This is a genomic window from Serratia proteamaculans, assembly GCF_004684015.1.
Classification (GTDB): Bacteria; Pseudomonadota; Gammaproteobacteria; order Enterobacterales; family Enterobacteriaceae; genus Serratia; species Serratia proteamaculans_F.
This window is the reverse complement of the sequence record NZ_SRIA01000016.1, coordinates 1-23,135: the sequence shown is the minus strand read 5'-3', so window position 1 is coordinate 23,135 and position 23,135 is coordinate 1. Positions and strand designations below refer to the sequence as shown.

The window sequence follows — 23,135 nt, the reverse complement described above, 5'->3', positions numbered from 1 at the left end:
CTTCCACTTTGGCTCAATATGGGACAAAATTCGCAGTTCACAACTGTGTACCGGCAAAATGCCCCTCCTGACCAAGCGCTGACGACTTCAACACACTAAAAACTCAGTTTTCGCTTCTTTGGAGAAGGATCTACGCAGGCAAACGATTAACATCACACTTACATGCTGCAACATGTGAGTTCAGGAGTCATTCTTTACATGGCAACGATTAAAGATGTGGCCAAACGCGCTGGCGTTTCCACCACCACCGTTTCGCACGTCATCAATAAGACTCGTTTCGTCGCCGAAGAGACTAAAGCGGCCGTAGGCGCTGCGATTAAAGAGCTGCATTACTCACCCAGTGCCGTAGCGCGCAGCCTGAAGGTCAATCACACCAAATCGATTGGCCTGCTGGCCACCTCCAGCGAAGCCCCCTACTTTGCCGAAGTGATCGAGGCAGTAGAAAACAGCTGCTACAGCAAAGGCTATACGTTGATTTTGTGCAACTCGCACAACAATCTGGACAAACAGCGGGCCTATCTGGCGATGCTGGCACAAAAGCGTGTCGATGGCCTGCTGGTGATGTGCTCGGAATACCCAGACCAATTGCTGGGCATGCTGGAAGACTACCGCAACATCCCAATGGTGGTGATGGACTGGGGCGCAGCCCGCGGTGATTTTACCGATAGCATCATTGATAACGCCTTCGAAGGCGGCTATCTGGCCGGGCGTTATCTGATTGAACGCGGTCACCGCGATATTGGTGCCATTCCAGGCCAACTGTCGCGCAATACCGGTGGCGGCCGCCATCAGGGCTTTTTAAAAGCCATGGAAGAAGCCAATATCGAAGTCCGCGACGAGTGGATTGTTCAGGGCGACTTTGAGCCGGAATCCGGTTACAAGGCCATGCACCAGATCTTGTCGCAAAAACATCGGCCGACCGCGGTATTCTGCGGCGGCGACATCATGGCGATGGGCGCGATCTGCGCCGCCGACGAGCTTGGGCTGCGAGTGCCGCAAGACATTTCGGTGATTGGCTACGATAACGTGCGTAACGCCCGCTATTTCACCCCGGCGCTGACCACCATTCATCAGCCCAAAGAGCGTTTGGGTGAGATGGCGTTCACCATGCTGCTGGACCGTATTATCAGCAAGCGCGAAGAGTCGCAGGTGATTGAAGTGCATCCGAAGCTGATTGAGCGCCGTTCGGTCGCTGACGGCCCATTCATCGATTACCGCCGTTAATCGCTAACGCCGGAAGCCTCTGTGGTTTCCGGCGTCACTTCGCTTAACCATTCCTGATTCAGCGTTTCACTGTCCCCCAGGTAGTCCAACAGCCAGGCCATCGCCGGTGATGGCGTATTCTGCTGCCAGGTCAGGCAACAGGGGCTGGCCGGAAACGGCTGCTGCAACTGCAACGCTACCAGTTCCCCACGCTGCACCAATGGCAAGGCCTGATGCGCAGGCATCATGCCAACGCACAGACCTGCACACAGACAGTCCAGTGCCGAGGCCCAGTCCGGCACCACCAGCCGCCGTTGGTTATCCAGTGTCCAGGTGACCCGTTTGGGCAGGTTACGCGAGGTATCTTCCAGACACAGCGACGGGAAAGGCCGTAGTTGATCATCATTCAACAGGCCATCCAACGCCACCAGCGGATGCTGCGGACTGACCACGCACAGCCAGCGCATGTCGCCCATATCACGAAAGGCAAACCCGCCGCCAACCGGCACCGCACGCGTCGCCCCAATCGCCATATCAGCACGTCCATCAACCAGCGCATCCCAGACGCCGTTAAACACTTCCGGTTGAACCAACAATTCAACGTCGGGGAAATGGCGATAGAAATCCAGCACCAGTTGGCGGCAACGCTGGGGTTTAACAATGATATCTACCGCAATTTTCAGTTGCCCACGCCAACCGTTAGCTACCTGCTGACACTGGCGGCGAGTGTCGAGCATTTTTTTGATGACACTGCGTGCTTCCTGCACAAACACCACGCCGGCCGGGGTCAGCTCCACGTCACGATGACGCCGTTCAAACAGCGGAACGGCCAGCCATTGTTCCAATTGCCGCACGGTATAACTGACCGCTGAGGGCACACGGTGCAGCTCCTGCGCCGCTGCGCTGAAGCTGCCGGTGCGGGCGACCGCGTCTACAACATCGAGAGAATATTCAGACCACATGAGCTTGCCTTCAATTTTTTTAATAGCACCTCGCAAATATTACCGTTTCACAAGCAGAGATCCAGCCGGATACACTTGCCGGCGCTAAAAACCTGCGACATTAAAATATTAACGAGAAATACCATGCGAAATTCCTTTGGTTTTATGTTCTACCTTGCCGGCCTGAGTATGCTGGGTTATCTGGCCACCGACATGTACCTGCCCGCCTTTGGTGTGATGCAGCAAGACCTGCAAATTTCCGCCGGGGCGATCAGCGCCAGCCTCAGTATCTTCCTGGCCGGCTTTGCCTTTGCTCAACTGCTGTGGGGGCCGCTTTCCGACCATCTCGGCCGTAAACCGGTATTGCTGATTGGCCTGGCGCTGTTTGCTTTGGGCTGCCTGGGCATGCTGTGGGTACAAAATGCCGTTCAACTGTGGTCACTGCGTTTTATCCAGGCGATTGGCGTCTGTTCCGCCGCCGTCACCTGGCAGGCACTGGTGATCGACCGCTACCGCGAAGGCAAGGCAAACCGCGTATTCGCCACCATTATGCCGCTGGTCGCCCTTTCACCGGCGCTGGCGCCACTGGTCGGCGCCTGGTTGCTGAACCACATGGGCTGGCGTGCCATTTTTGCCGTGCTGCTGGGCATTACCGTCATTCTCCTGCTGCCGACTCTGCTGTTGAAAGAAAACACCAAACCCTTGCCTTCCGCAGAAAATAAAAACAGCCTGACTTTCTGGCAACTGCTGAAATCCCCGGTATTCAGCGGCAGCGTTATCATCTTTGCCGCCTGCTCCGCCGGCTTCTTCGCCTGGCTGACCGGTTCCCCTTTTATTCTTGGCGATATGGGGTACAGCCCAAATGATATCGGCCTGAGCTATGTGCCGCAGACCCTGGCCTTCCTGTTAGGAGGTTATGGCTGCCGCACCGCGTTAAATCGCATTAATGGCAACACCTTACTGCCGTGGCTGCTGGTAGCTTATGGCATCAGCATGGTGGCGTTGTACTTGGTTGCCACCCTGACCGAACCCACGCTCACCACGCTGTTGATCCCGTTCTGCGTGATGGCGTTGGTCAACGGTGCCACCTACCCAATCGTAGTGGCAAATGCGTTAACCCCGTTCCCGGAAGGCACAGGCAAAGCCGCAGCGCTGCAAAACACCCTGCAGTTGGGCCTGTGTTTTGTCGCCAGCATGCTGGTATCGGCCTTTATTGACCAGCCGCTGTTGGCAACGGTGACGGTGATGGTTTCTACGGTAGTATTAGCCGCATTGGGCTATATGCTGCAACGGGGGAAAGTGATGAATGAACAGCAGGCGACGCAGCAGGAACATGCTAACTCTGCGTCATAATTGTATGTATTAATAATCACTTAAAGAATATTTTTGCCGAGTGCGATTTACAGTTGAGTAAGCGCCTCGGCAAGCCTATACTCAAAACGACCTTTTAAAATAACACTTTTATAATTTTTTTATCACAAATTGCTGTTGTGTACGCGTATGGCGTCACACTTTTTTAAGGATTGTCTTTCCGGCGTTTCTTGCGCAGGAACCTTCTTAAAATTTTCCTCTGTTCATAGTCGGATATCAGACGCCACGGAACTTTTTGCCGTAGGTAAACGTATGCTCCCGCAGAATTTGTCTAAGCTATTTTTTGGCGGGTCATAAGTCAGAAGAAGGTGATGGAGAAGCTATGAGTTCATCGTGTATAGAAGATGTGAGCATCCAGGACAACCAATGGTATCGCATCGCTAATGAAATGCTCAGCATGGCCGGTATTGAAATAAACGGCTCACGCCCTTTCGATATTCAGGTTAAAAATCCCAATTTTTTTAAACGCGTGCTGCAGGACGGTTCTCTTGGCCTGGGCGAAAGCTATATGGACGGCTGGTGGGAATGTGAACGGCTGGATATATTCTTTCAACACGTGGTCCGTGCCGGGTTGGAAAAGAAACTCCCCCGCCATTTAAAAGATATTTTGCGTATTGCTGCCGCGCGCCTCACCAATTTGCAATCGAAGAAACGCGCCTGGATAGTCGGTAAAGAACATTACGATCTTGGGAACGATCTGTTTACGCAGATGCTCGATCCGCATATGCAATACTCCTGCGCCTACTGGAAAGAAGCCACTACGTTGGAAGAAGCGCAAGAAGCCAAGCTGCGGATGATTTGCGAGAAACTGCAATTGCAGCCGGGCATGAACCTGCTGGATATTGGCTGTGGCTGGGGCGGACTTTCCGCCTATGCGGCGAAAAACTATGGTGTTTCGGTGGTGGGCGTGACCATTTCCGCCGAACAGCAAAAGCTGGCACAGGAGCACTGCGCCGGGCTGGACGTCGACATTCGGTTACAGGACTACCGCGATTTACACCTGCAGTTTGACCGTATTGTTTCTGTCGGCATGTTCGAGCACGTCGGTCCGAAAAATTACCACACCTATTTTAAGGTGGTGGAACGAAATTTAAAACCGGACGGTCTGTTCCTGCTGCACACCATTGGCTCGAATCGGACAGATATGAATGTTGACCCGTGGATCAACAAATATATCTTCCCGAATGGTTGCCTGCCATCGGTCTCGCATATTGCCCAGGCCAGTGAGGGACATTTCGTGATGGAAGATTGGCATAATATTGGCGCCGATTATGATCGCACCCTGATGGCCTGGTACGAACGCTTCAAACAGGCGTGGCCACTGCTTGCCCAGCGTTATTCAGATCGTTTCGAACGCATGTTCAGTTATTATCTGAACGCGTGCGCCGGAGCCTTCCGCGCACGAGATATTCAACTGTGGCAAGTGGTATTCAGCCCTAAAGGGGTTGACGGTGGTATTCGCGTAACGCGTTAATCTCGACGCTTCCAATAAAAGAACCCCGGCTAGCTTGCACTGGCCGGGGTTCTTTTTATGTCTTGAACAGTGCGGGTATATTAGCCGCAATACACCCGGATGATCTTATCATCACTATCGCCGAGGAAGTTCAGCCGACGCAGGTTAAAGTCCATCGTGACCGCAGAGTTATACGGTATAGCGCGCACTTGCGACTCTATCTGCACGCCTTCCAGCGCTGACATCGGTTTGCCGACATAGTTCTGATATTGCGCTGCGCCGCAGGTATCATTCTCTGCATCCGCCGCCGTGTTGGCGGTACCTTGTTCCGGCGAGCTGCTACAAGCACTCAGCGCCAACAGCGCCGTTAACATCAACGTTTTCCCATAAAACTTCACGCGATAGCTCCTCTCTGGTTTGTCGTTCGTCAGATCTTCTGCGCCAGCGCACTCGCCGCCGCCATTGCCGCTTCACGGCTCGCCAACACCCGCTCGACAGTGTCAACCACCGCCTGCGTTTGTGGATCGATTTCAATATTCACCTTATCCCCCAGGCGTTTTTTGCCCAGCGTGGTGCGCTCCAGGGTTTCCGGGATCAAATGTACGCAAAAACGGTTATTCACTACCTCACCGATAGTCAGACTAATACCGTCAATGCCAATGAAGCCTTTGTGCAGAACGTATTTCATCAGTTCCGCGTCCGGCATGCGTAGCCATATCTGACGATTATTCTCAGAGGTATAAATCTTGGCAACCTCTGCTGTACAGATAATATGGCCGGACATCAGGTGACCGCCAATTTCATCATTAAATTTGGCCGCTCTTTCGATGTTGACCACGTCACCCAATGCCAATTCACCGAGGTTGGTCAGGCGTAGCGTTTCTTTGATCAAATCAAAACTGACGCGGTTGCCCTCTACCGCAGTGACGGTCAGGCAGCAACCGTTATGAGACACCGACGCGCCAAGCTCCAGCCCGGGCAGCAGTTCAGTAGGCATCTCAATGACGTGAGTGCGGAAGTTGGATTTTTCATCAATGGCGACCAGCGGCGCGGTGCCTTGTACGATACCGGTGAACATGTGGGCCTCTTCTTTCTAAAAATGTTTAAAGCGCTTGGGGCAGTTTGCCCCAGTTGACGATGAAAACCAAACCCGAGGCGACAAAAAATCTGCAGCTGCGCATTTAATAACTATTTCATCACAGCATTTGCTTAACCACGCCGAGCGGGTACAATCTTTTTGACAAAATTCCGCTATTTTTAATTGTTGTCCTTTCGCGACGACCTTTCCCTCCATCATAAATAAATAGAAAAGGTGTATGCGTGCAGAAGTACTTAATTGAAGCGCGTAGCTTATTGGCCCTCGCTATCCCGGTGATCATCGCGCAAATATCACAAACCGCAATGGGCGTGGTTGATACCATTATGGCCGGTGCCTACAGCGCCACAGATATGGCGGCGGTTGCCGTTGGTACCTCAATCTGGCTACCGGCTATCCTGTTCGGCCACGGCCTGCTGTTGGCACTAACGCCGGTGATTGCACAGCTGAACGGCGCTGGCCGACGCGATCGCATCGCTCATCAGGTGCGTCAGGGCTTTTGGCTGGCCGCCGCCGTCTCACTGCTGGTGATTATCGTGCTGTATAACAGCAAGTTTGTCATCGACATGATGCACAACATCGACCCGCAGTTGGCGGATAAAGCGGTGGGCTATCTGCATGCCATCATGTGGGGCGCGCCGGGTTATCTGTTCTTCCAGGTGCTGCGCGGCCAATGCGAAGGCCTGTCGAAAACCAAACCAGGCATGGTGATTGGCTTTCTCGGCCTGCTGGTGAATATCCCGATTAACTATATTTTCATCTACGGCAAATTCGGCATGCCGGAACTGGGCGGCGTCGGTTGCGGCGTGGCAACCGCCAGCGTTTACTGGTTTATGTTCCTGGCGATGCGTTGGTACGTGAAACGCGCCCCTTCACAACGCGATATTCTGCCACACGAAGGCAGCAGCATGCGGCCGGACTGGCCGGCGATGAAACGCTTATTCGGCATTGGCCTGCCGGTAGCGCTGGCGCTGTTCTTTGAGGTCACGCTGTTCGCTATCGTCGCCCTGTTGGTGTCGCCACTGGGCATTGTTTCCGTAGCCGGGCACCAGATTGCACTTAACTTCAGCGCACTGATGTTTGTGTTGCCATTGTCACTGGGTGTCAGCGCAACTATCCGCGTCGGTTATCGGTTGGGTGAAGGCTCGGTTGAAGGTGCGCGAATTGCTGCCTATGCAGCTATTGCCGTCGGTATCGCCATGGCCTGCTGCACCGCGCTGTTTACCGCCACCTTCCGTGAACAAATTGCCCTGCTGTATAACGACAGCCCGGCGGTAGTTGCCATGGCCTCGCACCTGATGCTGCTGGCGGCTATTTACCAGATTTCCGACTCTATTCAGGTGATCGGCAGCGGCATTCTGCGTGGCTATAAAGATACCCGTTCAATCTTCTTCATCACCTTTATAGCCTATTGGGTCCTGGGTCTGCCGAGCGGTTATGTGCTGGCGCTGACCGATATCCTGGTACCGGCAATGGGGCCAAGCGGATTCTGGATTGGCTTTATCATTGGCCTGACCTTCGCCGCCATCATGATGGCCATGCGTATGCGCTGGCTGCAAAGACAACCGGCGGCACTGATCCTGCAGCGCTCCACCCGTTAAGACTGGCCACCGGTTGGCATCGCCTGCCGGTGGCTTTGGCACCATCACTGCGGAAAAAATCACCGCACTGCACACAAGCGCAGCAATCGCGTGAAATACCGGATAAAATTACGTTTTTCTCCTTGCCAGCACGCAGGTTGCTCGTTAATATTCGTCCCCGCTGTCAGCCATGACAGACAGGAAAAAATGCGTCCGTAGCTCAGTTGGTTAGAGCACCACCTTGACATGGTGGGGGTCGGTGGTTCGAGTCCACTCGGACGCACCAAATTCCTAAAAGCAGTACAGTGCGTCCGTAGCTCAGTTGGTTAGAGCACCACCTTGACATGGTGGGGGTCGGTGGTTCGAGTCCACTCGGACGCACCAAATATCTAAAAGCAGTGCAGTGCGTCCGTAGCTCAGTTGGTTAGAGCACCACCTTGACATGGTGGGGGTCGGTGGTTCGAGTCCACTCGGACGCACCAAATCATTGTTTCCTCAGTTTCACCCTATCGACTCGCGCTTCCTCTACCGTTAACTCGCCAGTACGATCCCGTAGCTTTGCTCCTGTCACCGCAAGCGGTATCAGGTATCATCAAGGCGAATACCTTATCAGGACCGAATCCATGCTGACATTTACCGCCCAGACCCCGTTCGAGAAACTCGACAACGGACTCATCCGTCGACAAGGCATCATGAGCAACGGCGCCCGTGCCACCGAAGTGAAATTCGACGCTGGTACCTTTGGTCAGTTGCAAAAGCGTGATTTCGCTCTGCAAACGCAGGTGGTTTCCGGTGAGTTTGAATTTACCCTGGGCAACGACATTCAGGTGGTGGTCGCCGGTGAAAGCATCATGATCCCTGCCAACACCGCCAGCGGCTGTTTCTGTCTGACGGCAGGTACCCTGTGGGAAATCACCACTACAAGCTGATTGGCAGTACCTGTACTGACAAAGCGGTTATTTGCGCAACAAACCCCAGCTAAGGGTTTGCATTTGCGCCCTATTTACTGCTGATTTGACGGAACCGAGGTTTTGCATCGGTTTTTTATTTTGTTTCCCGCCGCTTAGCCTTTATAATGCGCAACGTCTTTCAGTTGAATGGTTTCAGCCCTTGATCTGCGAAAACGCAATAACAACACATTTTCATCTCATCACGTTGCGCAGCATCCCCGCATCCCGGCGCGGGTTGAATTTTTCCGCCCCATTTCGACTCTGGTCACCTATCCTTAACTGTGTTTTGCACCACCAGGCACGACTCAAATCCCTTATCAGTGGCCTGACCGCTGGTTTTATTCGTTTTATTATCCATCACAACTTGTAGAAAAATCCGTCATGAAAAAGACCAAAATTGTTTGTACCATCGGTCCAAAAACCGAATCGGAAGAAATGCTGACCAACCTGCTGAATGCGGGCATGAACGTAATGCGCCTTAACTTCTCCCACGGCGATTATGAAGAGCACGGCAACCGCATCAAGAACATGCGCGCCGTGATGGCGAAAACCGGTCAGAACGCCGGCATCCTGTTGGATACCAAAGGCCCGGAAATTCGCACCATGAAACTCGAAGGCGGTAAAGACGCGGCGCTGGTTGCCGGTCAGACCTTCACTTTCACCACCGATCAGAGCGTTATCGGCAACAACGAACGCGTTGCGGTAACCTACGCAGGCTTTAGCGCTGACCTGAAAATCGGCAACACCGTATTGGTGGATGACGGCCTGATCGGCATGGAAGTCACTAACGTGACCGAAAACGAAGTTGTCTGTAAGGTACTGAACAGCGGCGACCTGGGCGAAAACAAAGGCGTTAACCTGCCGGGCGTTTCCATCCAGCTGCCTGCACTGGCCGAAAAAGACAAACGCGACCTGATTTTCGGCTGCGAACAGGGCGTGGACTTCGTTGCCGCTTCCTTCATCCGCAAGCGTTCTGACGTGCTGGAAATTCGTGAGCACCTGAAAGCGCACGGCGGCGCGCAGATCCAAATCATCTCCAAAATCGAAAACCAGGAAGGCCTGAACAACTTCGACGAAATTCTCGAAGCGTCTGACGGCATCATGGTTGCTCGTGGCGATCTGGGCGTTGAAATCCCGGTTGAAGAAGTGATCTTCGCTCAGAAGATGATGATCGAAAAATGTAACCGTGCACGTAAAGTGGTGATCACCGCCACCCAAATGCTCGATTCCATGATCAAGAACCCGCGCCCTACCCGCGCAGAAGCCGGCGACGTTGCTAACGCCATTCTGGACGGTACCGACGCCGTGATGCTGTCTGGTGAGAGCGCCAAGGGCAAGTACCCACTGGAAGCCGTTACCATCATGGCGACCATCTGTGAGCGCACCGATCGCGTGATGCCAAGCCGTATCGACAGCCTGCATGACAACCGCAAGCTGCGCATCACCGAAGCCGTATGCCGTGGTGCGGTTGAAACCGCAGAGAAACTGGATGCTCCACTGATCGTGGTTGCCACCAGCGGCGGTAAATCAGCCAAGTCCGTGCGTAAATACTTCCCTAACGCCGTGATCCTGGCGCTGACCACCAACGAAACTACCGCTCATCAGCTGATTCTGACCAAGGGCGTGATCCCACAGATGGTCAAGGAAATCGCCTCTACCGACGACTTCTACCGCATCGGTAAAGAAGCGGCACTGGCCAGCGGTTTGGCGCAAAAAGGCGACGTTGTGGTGATGGTTTCTGGTGCTCTGGTACCAAGCGGCACTACCAATACTGCCTCGGTTCACGTGCTTTAATATAAAACGTGACATAATTATTTTGACAAAAACGCCGCTTAGCGGCGTTTTTTTTAGCACTGGTAAACCGTTTTCTCAAAAACGCAACCGTGGATTGCTCATTATTTAGCTAATTATAAATCGGAGTTGTCCCATGGAATCCAGCTGTTTTCCCTACATTTTTTAACTATTTTTCAAAAGAAGATGCAAGTTTGAGCGAACGATCAAAATAAAGCACTCCAATCCAAAAAAATTATTCTCTTTCGAAAAAAGTTTGTGTAATACTTGTAACGCTACATGGAGATTAACTCAATCTAGAGGGTGTTATAATGAATCGTACTAAACTGGTACTGGGCGCGGTAATCCTGGCTTCCACTATGCTGGCTGGCTGTTCAAGCAATGCTAAAATCGATCAACTGTCTTCTGACGTTCAGACTCTGAACGCTAAAGTTGACCAGCTGAGCAACGACGTGAACGCAATGCGTTCTGACGTTCAAGCAGCTAAAGACGACGCAGCACGTGCTAACCAGCGTCTGGACAACCAAGCACACGCTTACAAAAAGTAAGATAGCTTCGGTTATTGAAAACGGCGCACAATGTGCGCCGTTTTTTTGTCTGCAAGTTATCCCCTCTGTTCTGTTCCCCCTGCCGCCAGGCGAAAAAAAGGGCTCAGCACGCTGAACCCCTCGGGATTTTCCATTAAGACCGCGTTTTAATTCACCGAACTGATGGGTGCGCTCTTGAATAGGCCTTTATTCGCTTCCTGCGAGGCTACAGGCGTTAAACTGACCTCAGATGGGTTCTGACCCAGGTTAACCAGTACCGGCATGCCAGAGCGGCGTACAACCGCGCTGTCGAACACAGCCTTATCGGTCTGGGCATCCCCCACAAAAGCTTTCTCGGTTTTCGACAACGTAATTGGCATGGTCTGCGGATCGTCGCTTTCAACTTTCGACAGTGGCTGATGCACTTCTACGTAGCGTTTACCGTCCGGCTCAACGGAAATTTTCACCGGGTCGTTGATTACCTGCACGCGGGTGCCACGCGGAACCATGTTAAACAATGCTTCGATATCCGTTGGGCGCAGGCGGATACAGCCGGAGCTGACGCGCATGCCGATACCAAAGTTGGCGTTGGTGCCGTGGATCAGGTATTCACCGTGCCCCATGGCCAGACGCATGGCAAACAGACCCATTGGGTTTTCAGGACCGGCAGGTACTACGCCAGGCAGCTTCACCCCTTTTTCCAGGTAACGTTTACGGATATTGGCCGTCGGCGTCCAGGTCGGGTTCGGGATTTTCTGGCTGACAGAGGTCACCTGCAGCGGTGTGTGCATCCCCGTCTGGCCAATACCGATAGGATAAACAATCACTTTGTTCTCGCCTTTCGGGTAGTAGTACAGACGCAGTTCGGCCAGGTTGACCACGATCCCCTCACGCTTGGTATCCGGCAACAGCATCTGGGTCGGAATAGTTAATACCGAACCTGGCTTGGGCAGGAAGGGATCGGTGCCCGGATTGGCTTCCAGCATGCCCAGCAAACCAATTTTATAGTCAGCGGCAATCGCCTCCAGCGGGCGGCCATCATTGGGTACGGTATAGGTGGTGTTCTCGCCAATCAGACGGCTGTCCGGCGGCGGCAGCGGGTATTCGCTCGCACTGGCGGCCTGGGTGCCAGTCAGTACGGTGGCAAATAGCATGCCCATTAAACTCAACGCACGTTTCATTATCATCCCTATTATGCTTATTACGGTTCGGCCACAAGGCTAACGGGCACTTGGCGGCGGGTAAATCAGACAAGACCTGATTAATACTAGCAATGCTGACGTCAAAGGCAATAAGTCCTCTAAAAATCAACATGTTATAACGTAATCGCTTTATAGATTTGTCAATGTAACGTCAAGGGGTAAGCTGCTGATATGCCACTGATTTGCGGGGCTGATGGCGGGACTTGCTGGAGTTTGTAAAGACTCATTGACACAGGAAATACCAGTAACGCATCAATGAGTCTCACCACTATGTCAGAATTTGGCAGCCTGACTGCGGATAGCGCGGATCATCGCCTCCAACCCTTGCGAGCGTGACGGCGTCAGGTGCTGACTCAACGCCAATTCGGCGAAGAAGGGGCGAACATCCAGCTCGACGATCTGCTGCGGCGTCATTTGGTGATAAAGAATAAACACCACGGCCAACAACCCTTTGACGATTGCCGCATCACTGTCGCCATGGAATTCAACACGCCCCTGCTCATCAAGCTGCATCACAATCCATACCTGGCTCTGACAGCCGGAAATCAGATTGCCCGCCTGGCGTTCAGTATCGTCGAGCGCCGGCAGCTTGGTGCCCAGCTCAATGACATACAGGTACTTATCTTCCCAATTCAGGCAGCGGGAGAAATTACGCACTAACTTATCTTTGTCCGGCAAGTTCGCCATGAGGATCCTTTCAATCATTCAGGGGCCGGCATGCCGACCCCATGTCACTGACTACAGGCATTGATTCACCCGGAGGGATTAAGCTCCGGTCTGTCCTATCCCAGCAGTTTTTGGATGCGCTGTAACCCGGCCACCAGCCGGTCTACTTCATCACGCGTATTATATAACGCCAATGAAGCGCGACACATGCTCGGCACATTATAGAACGCCATCAGCGGCATCGCGCAATGGTGTCCGGTACGAATGGCAATGCCGTACTGGTCCAGGAAGCTGCCGACGTCAAAGGCGTGGTGCTCGCCCAGGTTAAAGGCAATCACCCCGGCACGTTTTGCCGGGCCGTAGATTTTAAGCGTGGGTACCTGTTGCAGAGCCTCCAGCGCGTAATGCATCAGCGACTGCTCGTAGTCACCAATCGCCCCCAGCCCCAGCGCATTCACATAGTCAATTGCCGCACCCAGCCCCATCATGCCGGCGGTGTTGGGTGAACCGGCCTCAAAGCGCCAGGGTGGCTCAGCGTAGGTAGTCCCTTCCGTCAGGCTGACCTGTTGGATCATCGACCCCCCCCCTTCCCAGGGGGGCATTTGCTGCAACAGCGCCTGACGACCGTAAAGAATACCTATGCCGGAAGGCCCATACAGCTTATGCCCGGAGAACACGTAGAAATCGCAATCCAGCGCCTGAACATCTACCCGCTGGTGCATCACCGCCTGCGCACCGTCGATCAGTACCTTCAGACCGGCCGCTTTTGCCTGCGCCGTAATCTCCTGCACCGGGTTCACCGTGCCCAACACGTTGGACACCTGGGTCAATGCCAGCAGTTTGGTGGACGCATCAATCAAACCCGGCAACTGGGCCAAATCCAGAGTGCCATCGGGCTGTAGTGGCCAGACGCGCAGGTTCAACCCGCGTTCCTGCGCCAGCATCTGCCAGGGTACGATGTTGGCGTGGTGCTCCATCTCGGTGATAATAATGCTGTCACCGGGTTGCAAAAAGTGGCGGCCAAAACTGTTGGCGACCAGATTGATGCCTTCAGTGGTGCCCTTGACGAACACAATCTCTTCCGCCGAAGCCGCATTGATAAACGCCGCCACCTTTTCACGCACCGCTTCCATTTCCTGCGTTGCTTCGGCGCTTAACGTGTGGATGCCACGGTGCACCGCTGCGTAGCCATGACGGTAAAAATCCAGCTCGCGATCGATCACTGCCTGCGGTTTCTGCGCGCTGGCGGCGCTGTCTAGGTAAGCCAGCGGCTGACCATTGACCTCACGCGCCAACAGCGGAAATTCACTGCGTACCCGTTCAATTGGAAAACTCATGCAGCCTCCCCCGGCAGGCGCTGCGCAATCCGCGCCAGCACCGATTCACGGATGGTGTCGTTGCCAATCCCCTCGGTCAGTTCCGCGGCAAAGGCAAAGATGATCATCTGCTGCGCCGCATGCTTGTCGATGCCACGCGATTGCAGATAAAACAGCTGCTCTTCATCGATGCGCCCAACGGTAGCACCGTGACTGCACTTCACGTCGTCGGCATAGATTTCCAGTTGCGGCTTGGTATCCACCTCCGCCACCTTGCCCAGCAGCAGGTTGTGGTTGGTCATCTGACCGTCGGTTTTAATCGCGTGTTTGGCCACTTTGATCATGCCGTTAAACACCGCTTTGGCGCGATCGCTGACCACCACTTTGTGCAGTTGGCGGCTCTCGCAGTAACCCTTGTTGTGCTCCAGGTAAGTGCGAGTATCGCAGACCTCTTTACCGACCGGCAGCACCAGGCTGTTGATCGTCAGGTTGGAGCCTTCACCGTTGAGCTGTGCGCTGGTGTTATGCCGCGTCAGCCCAGCCCCGAGCAGGAAACTGTCGCTCTTCACCCGCGCATCACGGCCAATCACCAAATCGTTATGGGCGAAGTGGTAGCTCGGCTGGCTTTCAAATGCCAGTTTGCAGTGCTGCAGTTGAGCATTGTCACCCACGTTAGCGGTCAGGCGTGCGCCAGTGAAATGCGCGGCGTCGTTAAGGCTGACGTAATGTTCGATAACCTCCGCCTGCGCATTACGCGCAACCTCAAGATGATGGCGGTGATGGACGGTATTCACTTCACCTTCAGCGCCGCGTCCACTGCTGATATGCAGCAGATACAACGGCCGCTGGGCAATTTTGCCGGCCGCCACGCGGATAATGCTGGTTTCCTGCGCCAGACTTTCGGTCAGATGCAGGAATATTTCGGCCTGGATCGGCTCCGGCAAGGCCTGTAGCGTGCCATAGGGGGCCACGTCAAACTGGTAATCGCCCAGTTCGCTGTCACTCAATGCCGCGCTGAAACGCCCGTCGATAAACACCAGGCGATAAGCATCGATATCCAGCGCCAGTGCATCCCGCTGAGCGGCAGTGACCGGCTCGAGCGGCGGCTCCAGAAACTGTTGCTCCAGCAAACCTTCAAGCGGAGTGTATTTCCAGTTTTCATGCTTGCGGGTCGGCCAGCCCAGGCGCAAGGCCTGCTGCCAGTGTGCCAACGCATGGGCGGAATGCTCGCCACCGCGGGCTTCAAACAGACTGTAGAGTTGCTGCAGCGCGCGCGAATTATTGTTCGTCGGTAAGCCAGCCATAGCCCTGCTCCTCCAACTGTTTCACCAGGGTGAAATCGCCAGACTTAACGATGCGCCCCTGGGAAAGAACATGAACGTAATCCGGTTTGATGTAGTCCAGAATGCGCTGGTAGTGCGTGACGATGATGAACGAGCGCTTGCCGTCCCGCAGTGAGTTAACGCCATTAGCGACAATTTTCAGCGCATCGATATCCAAACCGGAGTCGGTTTCATCCAGAATGCACAGGTCCGGTTCCAGCGCGGCCATCTGCAGGATGTCATTGCGCTTTTTCTCGCCGCCGGAGAAGCCGACGTTAACCGAACGGGTCAGCAGATCGGGCGGCATATTCAACAACTCAATTTTTTCTTCGATAAAATCAGCGAAATCAAAGCGATCGAGCGGCTCCTGCTCGCGATATTTACGCACCGCATTAACCGAAGTCTGCAGGAAGAAATGGTTGCTGACGCCGGGGATCTCCACCGGATACTGGAACGCCAGGAACACCCCTTCACCGGCACGGTCTTCCGGTGCCAGTTCAAGCAGGTCCTTGCCTTTGAAGGTCACTTCTCCCGCGGTCACTTCGTACTCTTCGCGCCCGGCCAGGGTCGCAGAAAGCGTGCTTTTGCCCGAGCCATTCGGCCCCATGATGGCATGCACTTCACCCGGTTTGATTTCCAGACTCAGGCCCTTGAGGATCTCGTTGCCTTCCGCGCTGACTTTTAAATTCTTGATACTTAACATGCAGTGTCCTTAGGTCGCGCTTTCGCGCTGTAAATCCGGCGGTTAGCCCACGCTGTGTTCCAGGCTGATGGCCAATAACTTCTGTGCCTCAACGGCGAACTCCAGCGGCAGCTCAGAGAACACGTCCTTACAGAACCCGTTGACGATCATCGAAATGGCATTGTCTTCGCTGATGCCGCGCTGCAGACAATAGAACAGCTGGTCATCACCAATTTTTGAGGTCGTCGCCTCGTGTTCCAGCTGCGCGCTGTTGTTGCGTGCTTCAACATACGGGAAGGTATGAGCGCCGCTATCCGGCCCGATCAGCATCGAGTCGCACTGGGTAAAGTTACGCGCGTTTTCCGCCCCCGGCAGGATCTTCACCAGACCGCGATAGGTATTCTCGCTGTGTCCGGCGGAGATGCCTTTGGCAATGATGGTCGAACGGGTGTTCTTGCCGATGTGGATCATCTTGGTGCCGGTGTCCGCCTGCTGATGGCCGCTGGTCAGCGCCACCGAGAAGAACTCCCCGATTGAATTGTCGCCCTGCAAAATCACGCTCGGGTATTTCCAGGTGATCGCCGAACCGGTTTCCGACTGGGTCCACGACATTTTCGATCCCGCGCCTTCACACAGCGCGCGCTTGGTCACGAAGTTGAGGATACCGCCCTTGCTGTCGCCGCCAGAGAACCAGTTTTGCACCGTCGAATATTTCACTTCGGCGTCCTTGTGCAGGATCACTTCCACCACTGCCGCATGCAGCTGGTAGCTGTCGCGCACCGGAGCAGAACAGCCTTCGATGTAGCTGACATAGCTGCCTTCATCGGCGATCAGGATGGTGCGCTCGAACTGGCCGGTTTTGGCGGCGTTGATACGGAAATAGGTCGACAGCTCCATCGGGCAACGCACGCCCTTCGGCACATAGACAAAGGTACCGTCGGAGGCCACCGCCGCATTCAGGGCGGCAAAGAAGTTATCGTTGGAAGGCACTACGCGACCGAGGTATTTGCGCACCAGATCCGGGTATTCATGAATGGCTTCGCCGAACGAGCAAAAAATCACCCCGCTCTCCGCCAGCTTTTCACGGTAGGTGGTCGAAACTGAGACCGAGTCGAAGATAGCGTCCACTGCCACTTCGCTGCCCTCACGCACCGGGACACCGAGCTGGTTAAACGCCAGTTCAACCTCGCTGGTCAGGTAATTGTTGTCCGTCGGTGCGCCAGGTTGCTGCTCCGCACCGGGCTGCGAGCCGCAGGCGTCATCACAGCTGCCGCAGGACGGCGCCGAATAATAGCTGTAATCCTGATAGTTCAGGCGCTCGTAGTTCGCTTTCAGCCAGTGCGGCTCTTCCATCTGCAGCCAGGCACGGTAGGCTTCCAGACGGAATTCCAGCATCCACTCAGGTTCGTTACGCTTGGCCGAGATCGCGCGCACCACGTCTTCGTTGATGCCCATCGCCAACTCGTCGGTGGCCAACTGGGTAAAAAACCCTTCTTTGTAGCGACCTTCGCTGACCCAAGCCTGCACTTCATTAGGCATTTCTACATTGCTTCGTGTCATGTTGATTGCATCGCTCAAACGCCAAAACTCTCGCCGCACCCGCAGGCATGCTGAGCTTTAGGGTTATTAAATTTGAATATCTGATTCAGCCCTTCACGGACAAAATCCACCGTGGTGCCATCGATAAACGGCATGGCTTTCAACGGCACATACAATTTGGCGCCATCGCGCTCAAACAGCAGGTCGTCGTCAGCAGGGGCACGGGTGAGATCCAGCACATAGGCAAACCCGGCGCAGCCTGACTGCTTCACCCCGAGTTGCAGCCCCTTCACCTGCGGATCCTGCAGCATTAGTTTCGTAATTTGTTGTACGGCATTGTCACTGAGCAAAATGCCTTGCCAGACATTTTCGTCCAGAGAAAAGGTGCCGACATTTTCCGTTTGCATATGGCCTACCTCACACTCGTGTTTTTCCACAGCCAATCTGGGTTGCTACTATGTTAGTGATAACGATTATCACTTCAACCGTTTGTTTTACAGGGGTATCCGCTAAAAGCCCGGATTTTCACTTCGGCATGCGGCAAGCGCGCGGGACAGTCAGCGCGCCAGGCGCTGCCGGTCGGAAATGGAATCATTTTATCCTTATGAATTTACTGCACATCCTGTATCACCATTGCGTTTACCCATTGGCTCGAACGCTTTACAGGGCCGGGCTTTTTCTGTCGATTTAAACATTCATAGAAAATACCTATTTCTGCATTTTGTCTGTCTTAAAAATGCGTTTATCGACAATAAGGCGCATTTCACGCCATTCCACTGACCCGACCGAGCCGACAAAAACGGCCACCTCTGATTAAAGTTTAGTCGTTACTGGCTATATTGGGTCGCTACTGCCCCTATGCATCCCCTGCCGACAATAAATAATTCAACAGAATGATTGATCACCCACGCGCCAGTAAATATGATAATGATTATCATTCAATTCAAATTGGGCGTGGGCAAATGAATATCTCGATGAATGCGTGGCTGTTGGGAAAAATTGATGACTACAAATTCAGCGTGCGCGACGCCACGGTAGACTTCTATATGGCGGAGGCGTCACTTCGGCGGCCTGAGTGCAACATCAACCACCTGAAACGTTACAACAACGTCAGTCTGAACATGGCTAATCTGTGTCTGGAGAATGGCGATGATGAAAGCTACCTGCATGCGTTGAGCAAACTGCATAATCGGCTGATCGTGGAAATCAATAATCCGCAGCGCTGCCAGCTATTCCGGGTCCAGAGCTATCATTTTGCCCGTCATACCCTGACCCTGATCTGCCAGAAATATGCGATGGAAGGCACCTGGGAGAAGGCCAACGCCTTCCAGAAGGACTTCGTCAAGCGGGTGCCTTTTCAGCTGTAAACCGGCCGAACGAAGAAACACCCGCAGGCAGGGCTGCCTGCGGGGTAAAGGCTTAATCTATGACTGCAGTAGTCAGGCGTGAGGTGCAGCACAGGCGATCGCGCGAATCGAAGATTTCGATCTGCCACACCTGATGACGACGGCCAACGTGCAGCGCACGGCACACACCGCGGACTTCGCCTTCAAATGCTGCCCGCAAATGGTTGGCGTTGATTTCCAACCCCACCACCTTCTGCTCACCTTCGCAGCACAGATAACCGGCCATCGACCCCATCGACTCTGCCAGCACGACCGATGCCCCGCCGTGCAGCAGGCCAAACGGCTGCCGGGTGCGCTGGTCGACCGGCATGGTGGCCTCGAGGAAGTCCTCTTCCAGCCGGGTAAACCGGATGCCGACATGGCTGACCATGCAGCCTTCACCGGCCTGGTTTAATTGTTCCAGCGTCGTTTCTCTTTTCCACAGTTTCACTCAATCATCTCCAGAAGTGCCTGTAATGGGTGTCGTACCGCGTTACCCTCAATGCGTTTGACCTGGCTGCGGCAGGAATAGCCGGTCGCCAGGCAACGCTGCCGTGGCAAACGTTGCAGCGCCTGGTGCCATGATAGCTCATAAATGCCGAGTGAATTCTGCAGGTTATTGACTTCATGCCCGTAAGTCCCCGCCATACCACAACAGCCGACGCTGACATTTTCCAGCCTGGCGCCAAAACGCGCAAAGATCGACGTCCAATGTTGGCTGCTGGTCGGTAATGCCGTGGTCTCGGTGCAGTGGCCGAACAGATACCAGGCTTCACCGGTCGCCGGCTGCTCGGCACGCTCGGCCAGCAACTGTTGCAGCCATTCGTGCACCAATTGCACCTGGAAGTCGCCACGAGTTTCCCCAAGGATCTCGTTATATTCGTCGCGGTAACACAGCACCAGCGCCGGATCGACCCCCACCAGCGGCATGCCGAGCTTCGCTACCCGGTTGAGAAAATCGGCGGTCTTGCGCGCGGTGCGGGCAAAGCGCGTCAGGAAACCTTTGATATGCTGCGCCTTGCCGTTGGGTGAGAACGGCAACAGCACCGGCCGATAGCCCAATTTTTCCACCAGCCGCACAAAGTCCGCCACCACTTTGGCATCGTAATAGCTGGTAAACGGATCCTGCACGATCAATACATGCTGTTCGCGTTGTTGCGGGTTCAGCGCCTCAAGCTGTTCCAGCGTCATGGTGAGCGCGCCGTGGCCGGAGAGCTGTTGGCGCAGCGTCGGGCTGGAGAGCATCGGCAAATCAACCATACCGATACTGTTGCGGCTCAGCTCACGCACCCAGGGCTGGCGGAAGAAGAAGTTAAACACTTTGGGCGCTTTCGCCATCAGCGGGGTATAACTCTCTACCCCGGCGACCATATAGTCACGCGCCGGTCGCAGATAACGGGTGTGATAAAGCTGCAGGAAACGCGAGCGAAAGCCGGGTACGTCAATTTTAATCGGGCACTGAGTGGAGCAGGCCTTACAGGCCAGACAGCCGGACATCGCCTCTTTCACCTCGTGCGAGAAATCGTACTCTCCTTTACTGGCGTACCAACTGTTGCGAGTTTTCTCGATCAGAGCCCTGAAGCTGACACGTTGCTTCGGCAGCTGCTTTTCCAGTTCCAGCGGATCGACACCCTGTTCGGACAGCAAACGCAGCCATTCACGCACCAGCGCCGCCCGCCCTTTTGGCGAGTGAATGCGGCTGCCGGTGATTTTCATTGACGGACACATTGGGCTGCGGACGTCAAAATTGAAACACAAACCGTTGCCGTTACACTCCATGGCGCCACGGAACGAGGTGCGAACCTCGACCGGAATACGACGATCGAGGGTACCGCGTTTGGCGGCGTCCACTTTCATCATCGGCGCATCGACGCCAAGCGGCGAGCAGATTTTGCCGGGGTTGAGCCGGTTGTCCGGGTCGAAAGCGGCCTTGATACGGCGCAGCTCCAGGTACAGCTCATCGCCAAAGAACGCCGGGCTGTATTCGGCGCGGAACCCTTTGCCATGCTCCCCCCACAGCAAGCCGCCATACTTGGCGGTCAACGCCACCACCTGGTCGGAAAGCTGCTTCATCAGCACTTCCTGCTGCGGGTCGCACATGTCGAGAGCCGGACGCACGTGCAACACACCGGCATCCACATGGCCAAACATGCCGTAGCTGAGGTTATGACTGTCGAGCAACTCACGGAATTCAACGATGTAGTCGGCCAAATGCTGCGGTGGCACACAGGTGTCCTCGGCAAACGGGATCGGCTTGGCACGCCCTTTGGCATTGCCCAATAACCCCACCGCCTTTTTACGCATGTTGTAAATGCGCTCGATGCCGTCCAGATCGCCACAAATCTGATAGCCAATCACTCCGCCCTGTCGCTCGGCGATTAGCTCGTCCAGTCGCAGGCACAAATCCTCCATCTGCTGGTCGATCAGTGCCTTGTCATCGCCGGCAAACTCAACGATGTTCAAGCCCAGCATCTCTTTATCCGGCACGTTGGTGATCAGTTCATTGACCGAATGCCAGACAATATCTTCGCGCGCCAGGTTCAGCACCTTGGAGTCGATAGTCTCGACCGACAGCGCTTTGGCTTCCACCATAAAAGGCGCGTTGCGCAGGGCGGAATCAAAAGAGTCATATTTAACATTCACCAACCGGCGCACCTTCGGCAGCGGCGTAATATCCAGCCGCGCCTCGGTGATAAACGCCAGTGTCCCTTCGGCGCCGGTCAAAATACGGGTCAGATCGAAGGTTTGCAGGTCCTCACTGAACACATGACGCAGATCGTAACCGGTCAGGAAGCGATTAAGCTTGGGGAATTTTTCCAGGATCAACGCCCGCTGATCGCGGCAGCTGTTGAGCACCCGGTTATAAATGCGACCTTCAACCGTGTCTTCGTTGGCAATCGTTTCCGCGAGTGGCGTCGGCATGGCGCGGGTGTCAATCATATCGCCACCCAGCAGCACCGCCCGCAAGCCCAATACGTGGTCGGAGGTTTTTCCGTAGACCAGCGATCCCTGACCGGAGGCGTCAGTGTTAATCATGCCGCCGAGCGTAGCGCGGTTACTGGTGGAAAGCTCCGGCGAGAAGAAATAACCGAACGGCCGCAGATACTGGTTAAGCTGATCCTTGATAACCCCAGCCTCTACCTTGACCCAGCCCTGTTCGACGTTGATTTCAAGAATGCGGTTCATATGGCGCGACATATCCACCACAATACCGCTGTTGAGCGACTGCCCGTTGGTCCCGGTCCCGCCACCCCGTGGGCTGAAGGTCAGCGCAGTGAAGCGCTCTTCGGTCGCCAGGCGTGCAATCAGTGCCACATCCGCAGTGGAACGGGGAAACACGACTGCGTCAGGCAGCAACTGATAGATACTGTTATCGGTCGCCATCGTTAGCCGGTCGGCATAGCTGGTAGCGATATCGCCGTTAAACCCGTTTTGCCTCAACGCTTCCAAAAAATCGAGCACCCGCTGAACGAGGCCAGGCGCCTGAGAAATCTGTGGGATCATTCGCTTTTTGACCCTGTCTGTCTAATTTTTATGCGTCATTATGCACGCTGAATCAGGCCTTTATTCAGACCCACCCTGTTTTTTGTTTGAGATAAAAACTAACATACTCGTTTAGTGAAGGCATGCAGATTATTGCAATTGTCCTGCCGCAAAATCGCTCACAACAAAAGATGCGCCGTGCTGTCGTTTTTCATCAACGTGCACCATGATTAAACGATCCCAAGGAGTTAACTGACCAGATTGACTGCTCCCTGCCCTAAAGGGCGAGGATTCCCACTTCACTGAGTCGAACCTAAGCCGCTTGATGCGATTCAGGATTTACAGACTCTCCGTGAGCTAACGCTGCCAGCCCGGCAGCTTTTATATTCCGTGCCGCATTAGTGTCACGGTCATGGCTTGTTTGGCATTCCGGACAATTCCATTTACGAACATCAAGAGGCAATTTTTTCATGGTGAAGCCGCAACAACTACAACGCTTTGAGGACGGGAAAAACGGGGCAATTGCGACCAGTGAACGCCTGCCCCATTCAGCCTTGTATGCGAGCTGGCGCACAAACTCGCCCCAGCTTGCATCGGCTATCGCTTTCGACAGCTTAGGGTTGCTGAT

General features: G+C 54.4%; 21 protein-coding genes and 3 tRNA genes. 11 read left to right on the top strand and 13 right to left on the bottom strand.

Annotated features, from left to right (window positions below; genetic code table 11):
• The first annotated feature begins 198 nt into the window (after window positions 1-198).
• Window positions 199-1,224 carry an HTH-type transcriptional repressor PurR gene (gene purR / locus E5C26_RS11125; protein ID WP_135316351.1) on the top strand — a complete coding sequence of 342 codons (1,026 nt, stop codon included), beginning with the start codon at window positions 199-201 and terminating at the stop codon, window positions 1,222-1,224.
• On the opposite strand, the gene punR is transcribed toward purR, so the two are convergent.
• The gene (punR, locus tag E5C26_RS11120) at window positions 1,221-2,165 is read right to left on the bottom strand and encodes a DNA-binding transcriptional activator PunR (RefSeq protein ID WP_135316350.1); all 945 of its coding nucleotides are present in this window, start codon (window positions 2,163-2,165) and stop codon (window positions 1,221-1,223) included. The two genes, purR and punR, sit on opposite strands and share 4 nt — an antisense overlap.
• Before the next feature lie 123 nt (window positions 2,166-2,288).
• On the opposite strand from punR, the gene punC reads away from it, so the two are divergent.
• Together punC and cfa are read left to right on the top strand one after the other, a co-directional pair.
• Window positions 2,289-3,497: a purine nucleoside transporter PunC gene (punC, locus tag E5C26_RS11115; RefSeq protein WP_135316349.1), complete on the top strand. Its 1,209-nt coding sequence runs from the start codon at window positions 2,289-2,291 to the stop codon at window positions 3,495-3,497.
• Between the two features lie 340 nt (window positions 3,498-3,837).
• A complete protein-coding gene (cfa, locus tag E5C26_RS11110) occupies window positions 3,838-4,989 on the top strand; it encodes a cyclopropane fatty acyl phospholipid synthase (RefSeq protein ID WP_135316348.1) in 1,152 nt (383 codons plus the stop codon).
• A gap of 80 nt (window positions 4,990-5,069) precedes the next feature.
• On the opposite strand, the gene E5C26_RS11105 is transcribed toward cfa, so the two are convergent.
• Window positions 5,070-5,366, bottom strand: coding sequence for an I78 family peptidase inhibitor (locus E5C26_RS11105; protein WP_174352494.1), 297 nt, complete (start codon window positions 5,364-5,366; stop codon window positions 5,070-5,072).
• 29 nt (window positions 5,367-5,395) lie between these two features.
• Complete coding sequence (locus tag E5C26_RS11100; RefSeq protein WP_135316347.1) at window positions 5,396-6,046, bottom strand: riboflavin synthase subunit alpha; 651 nt, start codon at window positions 6,044-6,046, stop codon at window positions 5,396-5,398.
• A 242-nt stretch (window positions 6,047-6,288) separates the two neighbouring features.
• Here E5C26_RS11100 and E5C26_RS11095 point away from each other — a divergent pair, with 242 nt between their 5' ends.
• The 7 genes from E5C26_RS11095 (at window position 6,289) to E5C26_RS11065 (ending at window position 10,933) form a co-directional block, all read left to right on the top strand.
• Window positions 6,289-7,665, top strand: coding sequence for an MATE family efflux transporter (locus E5C26_RS11095; RefSeq protein ID WP_135316346.1), 1,377 nt, complete (start codon window positions 6,289-6,291; stop codon window positions 7,663-7,665).
• A 188-nt stretch (window positions 7,666-7,853) separates the two neighbouring features.
• A tRNA-Val gene (locus E5C26_RS11090) sits at window positions 7,854-7,930 on the top strand.
• 21 nt (window positions 7,931-7,951) lie between these two features.
• Window positions 7,952-8,028 (top strand) — tRNA-Val (locus E5C26_RS11085).
• A 21-nt stretch (window positions 8,029-8,049) separates the two neighbouring features.
• Window positions 8,050-8,126: transfer RNA gene (locus tag E5C26_RS11080), tRNA-Val, on the top strand.
• A 141-nt stretch (window positions 8,127-8,267) separates the two neighbouring features.
• On the top strand, window positions 8,268-8,573 hold the full coding sequence (locus E5C26_RS11075) for a cupin (RefSeq protein WP_135316345.1): 306 nt from the start codon (window positions 8,268-8,270) through the stop codon (window positions 8,571-8,573).
• Window positions 8,574-8,975: 402 nt separating this feature from the next.
• A complete protein-coding gene (gene pykF / locus E5C26_RS11070; RefSeq protein WP_135316344.1) occupies window positions 8,976-10,388 on the top strand; it encodes a pyruvate kinase PykF in 1,413 nt (470 codons plus the stop codon).
• Between the two features lie 308 nt (window positions 10,389-10,696).
• Entirely contained in the window at window positions 10,697-10,933 is a 237-nt protein-coding gene (locus tag E5C26_RS11065) for a major outer membrane lipoprotein (RefSeq protein WP_061795518.1), read from the top strand.
• A 146-nt stretch (window positions 10,934-11,079) separates the two neighbouring features.
• Here the strand turns inward: E5C26_RS11065 and E5C26_RS11060 are convergent, their stop codons facing one another.
• The 7 genes from E5C26_RS11060 to sufA form a co-directional block, all read right to left on the bottom strand.
• A complete protein-coding gene (locus E5C26_RS11060; RefSeq protein ID WP_135316343.1) occupies window positions 11,080-12,093 on the bottom strand; it encodes a L,D-transpeptidase family protein in 1,014 nt (337 codons plus the stop codon).
• Window positions 12,094-12,387: 294 nt separating this feature from the next.
• Window positions 12,388-12,801, bottom strand: a complete 414-nt coding sequence (gene sufE, locus E5C26_RS11055; RefSeq protein ID WP_135316342.1) for a cysteine desulfuration protein SufE — start codon at window positions 12,799-12,801, stop codon at window positions 12,388-12,390.
• Window positions 12,802-12,896: 95 nt separating this feature from the next.
• Complete coding sequence (sufS, locus tag E5C26_RS11050) at window positions 12,897-14,117, bottom strand: cysteine desulfurase SufS (RefSeq protein WP_135316341.1); 1,221 nt, start codon at window positions 14,115-14,117, stop codon at window positions 12,897-12,899.
• Window positions 14,114-15,400 carry a Fe-S cluster assembly protein SufD gene (gene sufD, locus E5C26_RS11045; protein WP_135316340.1) on the bottom strand — a complete coding sequence of 429 codons (1,287 nt, stop codon included), beginning with the start codon at window positions 15,398-15,400 and terminating at the stop codon, window positions 14,114-14,116. Before sufD ends, sufS begins: the two co-directional genes overlap by 4 nt.
• Window positions 15,375-16,121: a Fe-S cluster assembly ATPase SufC gene (gene sufC, locus E5C26_RS11040; RefSeq protein WP_135316339.1), complete on the bottom strand. Its 747-nt coding sequence runs from the start codon at window positions 16,119-16,121 to the stop codon at window positions 15,375-15,377. Before sufC ends, sufD begins: the two co-directional genes overlap by 26 nt.
• Window positions 16,122-16,163: 42 nt before the next feature.
• Window positions 16,164-17,660: a Fe-S cluster assembly protein SufB gene (gene sufB / locus E5C26_RS11035; protein WP_026142350.1), complete on the bottom strand. Its 1,497-nt coding sequence runs from the start codon at window positions 17,658-17,660 to the stop codon at window positions 16,164-16,166.
• A gap of 14 nt (window positions 17,661-17,674) precedes the next feature.
• Window positions 17,675-18,046, bottom strand: coding sequence for a Fe-S cluster assembly scaffold SufA (gene sufA, locus E5C26_RS11030; RefSeq protein ID WP_135316338.1), 372 nt, complete (start codon window positions 18,044-18,046; stop codon window positions 17,675-17,677).
• Between the two features lie 555 nt (window positions 18,047-18,601).
• On the opposite strand from sufA, the gene E5C26_RS11025 reads away from it, so the two are divergent.
• Window positions 18,602-19,006: a hypothetical protein gene (locus E5C26_RS11025; protein ID WP_004943694.1), complete on the top strand. Its 405-nt coding sequence runs from the start codon at window positions 18,602-18,604 to the stop codon at window positions 19,004-19,006.
• A 52-nt stretch (window positions 19,007-19,058) separates the two neighbouring features.
• Here E5C26_RS11025 and menI read toward each other — a convergent pair whose 3' ends face one another.
• From menI to E5C26_RS11010, 3 genes are all read right to left on the bottom strand, one after another.
• Entirely contained in the window at window positions 19,059-19,475 is a 417-nt protein-coding gene (gene menI / locus E5C26_RS11020; protein WP_135316337.1) for a 1,4-dihydroxy-2-naphthoyl-CoA hydrolase, read from the bottom strand.
• Window positions 19,472-22,528 (bottom strand): D-2-hydroxyglutarate dehydrogenase YdiJ, encoded by a 3,057-nt coding sequence (ydiJ, locus tag E5C26_RS11015; protein WP_135316336.1) that lies wholly within the window; start codon window positions 22,526-22,528, stop codon window positions 19,472-19,474. The genes menI and ydiJ overlap by 4 nt, the downstream gene beginning before the upstream one ends.
• Before the next feature lie 292 nt (window positions 22,529-22,820).
• Window positions 22,821-23,135: zinc ribbon domain-containing protein (locus tag E5C26_RS11010; protein ID WP_135316335.1), on the bottom strand; the 315-nt coding region annotated here is incomplete at its 5' end.